Source organism: Bradyrhizobium sp. CSA207 (genome assembly GCF_029051685.1).
Taxonomy (GTDB): Bacteria; Pseudomonadota; Alphaproteobacteria; order Rhizobiales; family Xanthobacteraceae; genus Bradyrhizobium.
This window is the reverse complement of record NZ_JAACFT010000091.1, coordinates 1-2,616: the sequence shown is the minus strand read 5'-3', so window position 1 is coordinate 2,616 and position 2,616 is coordinate 1. Positions and strand designations below refer to the sequence as shown.

2 protein-coding genes are annotated in these 2,616 nt (G+C 66.3%); both read left to right on the top strand.

Translation table 11 applies throughout. The features are described from left to right. Window positions 1–2,146 (top strand): hybrid sensor histidine kinase/response regulator (locus GWG65_RS40010; RefSeq protein WP_275200889.1); only part of this gene is annotated, 2,146 nt, incomplete at its 5' end. 20 nt (window positions 2,147–2,166) lie between these two features. Then, window positions 2,167–2,616: chemotaxis protein CheW (locus tag GWG65_RS40005; protein ID WP_275200888.1), on the top strand; the 450-nt coding region annotated here is incomplete at its 3' end.

Here is a 2,616-nt window from a genome sequence, read left to right as displayed (position 1 = left end):
CGCCAAGGAGACAAAGCCCGCCAAGGACAAGCCCGCGGCCAAGAAGTCGATGGCGGACGAGGTGGCCGCCGAGGGCGACCGCATCGCCAACCAGTCGATCCGCGTCAACGTGGATACGCTGGAGCATCTGATGACCATGGTCTCCGAGCTGGTCTTGACCCGCAACCAGCTGTTGGAGATCTCCCGCCGCAACGAGGACACCGAGTTCAAGGTGCCGCTGCAGCGGCTCTCCAACGTCACCGCCGAGCTGCAGGAAGGCGTCATGAAGACGCGGATGCAGCCGATCGGCAACGCCTGGCAGAAGCTGCCCCGCATCGTCCGCGACCTCTCCAGCGAACTCGGCAAGCAGATCGAGCTGGAGATGCACGGCGCCGACACCGAGCTCGACCGCCAAGTGCTCGACCTGATCAAGGACCCGCTCACCCACATGGTGCGCAACTCCGCCGACCATGGCCTGGAGACCCCGGCCGAGCGGCTCGCTGCCGGCAAGGGCGAGCAGGGCACCATCCGGCTGTCCGCCTATCACGAGGGCGGCCACATCATCATCTGCATCGCCGACAACGGAAGAGGCCTCAACACCGACAGGATCAAGGCCAAGGCGATCTCCTCCGGTCTCGTCACCGAGGCCGAGCTCGAGAAGATGAGCGAAGCCCAGATCCACAAGTTCATCTTCGCGCCCGGCTTCTCCACCGCGGCCGCCGTCACCTCGGTGTCGGGGCGCGGCGTCGGCATGGACGTGGTGCGCACCAATATCGACCAGATCGGCGGCACCATCGACATCAAGAGCGTCGCCGGTGAAGGCTCCTCCGTCACCATCAAGATCCCGCTGACGCTGGCGATCGTCTCGGCCCTGATCGTGGAGGCCGCCGGCGACCGGTTTGCCATTCCGCAGCTCTCGGTCGTGGAATTGGTCCGCGCCCGCGCCAACAGCGAACACCGCATCGAGCGCATCAAGGACACCGCGGTCTTGAGGTTGCGCAACAAGCTGCTGCCGCTGATCCACCTCAAGAAGCTGCTCAAGATCGACGACGGCGCAGCCAGCGATCCCGAGAACGGCTTTATCGTGGTCACCCAGGTCGGCAGCCAGACCTTCGGCATCGTGGTTGACGGCGTGTTCCACACCGAAGAGATCGTGGTCAAGCCGATGTCGACGAAACTGCGCCACATCGACATGTTCTCCGGCAACACCATCCTGGGCGATGGCGCCGTGATCATGATCATCGACCCCAACGGCATTGCCAAGGCGCTCGGCGCCGCCGGCTCCTCGGCCCACGACATGGGCGACGAAGCCGCCGGCCATCATTCCTCCTCCGCCGAGCAGACCACCTCGCTGCTGGTGTTCCGCGCCGGCTCCAGCCAGCCCAAGGCGGTCCCGCTCGGGCTCGTCACCCGCCTCGAAGAGCTGCCGGCCGACAAGATCGAGTTCAGCAACGGCCGCTACATGGTGCAGTACCGCGAGCAGCTGATGCCGCTGGTGGCGATGGAGAGCGTCACCATTGCGAGCCAGGGCGCCCAGCCAATCCTGGTGTTCTCCGATGACGGCCGCTCGATGGGCCTGGTCGTCGACGAGATCATCGACATCGTCGAGGAACGGCTCAACATCGAGGTCGGCGGCTCCTCCAGCGGCATTCTCGGCTCGGCCGTGATCAAGGGCCAGGCCACCGAGGTGATCGACGTCGGCCACTTCCTGCCGATGGCGTTCGCCGACTGGTTCACCCGCAAGGAGATGAAGCCGTCGATGCACTCGCAGTCGGTGCTCTTGGTCGACGACAGCGCCTTCTTCCGCAACATGCTGGCACCGGTGCTGAAAGCGGCCGGCTACCGCGTCCGCACCGCCCCGAACGCGCAGGAGGCGCTGGCCACGATGCGCTCCGGCCAGAGCTTCGACGTGGTGCTGACCGACATCGAGATGCCCGACATGAACGGGTTCGAGTTCGCCGAAGTGATCCGCTCCGACAACAACCTGGCCGCGACGCCGATCATCGGCCTCTCCGCGCTGGTGTCGCCGGCGGCGATCGAGCGCGGCCGGCAGGCCGGCTTCCACGACTATGTCGCCAAGTTCGACCGTCCCGGCCTGATCGCGGCGCTGAAGGAGCAGACCGCAGGTGCCGCCGGCGCCTCCGAGCTGAGCCGGGCCGCGGCGTAAAGCGGACAGGGAGATACATCATGAGCAACACCAAGACCCACTCGAGCGAAGGCACCATGGTCGAATACGTCACCGCGATGATCGGCGGCCAACTGTTTGGCCTGCCGATCTCCCGGGTCCAGGACGTGTTCATGCCCGAGCGCGTCACCCGCGTTCCCCTGTCCTCGCGCGAGATCGCCGGCGTGTTGAACCTGCGCGGCCGCATCGTCACCGTGGTCGACATGCGCGCCCGGCTCGGCCTGCCCAAGTCCGAGGACGGCAAGGTGCCGATGGCGGTCGGCGTCGACCTGCGCGGCGAATCCTACGGCCTCCTGATCGACCAGATCGGCGAGGTGCTGCGCCTGTCCGAGGACGGCAAGGAAGACAACCCCGTCAACCTCGATCCCCGCATGGCCAAGCTCGCCGGCGGCGTCCACCGCCTCGACGGACAGCTCATGGTCGTCCTCGACGTCGATCGCGTCCTCGAGCTC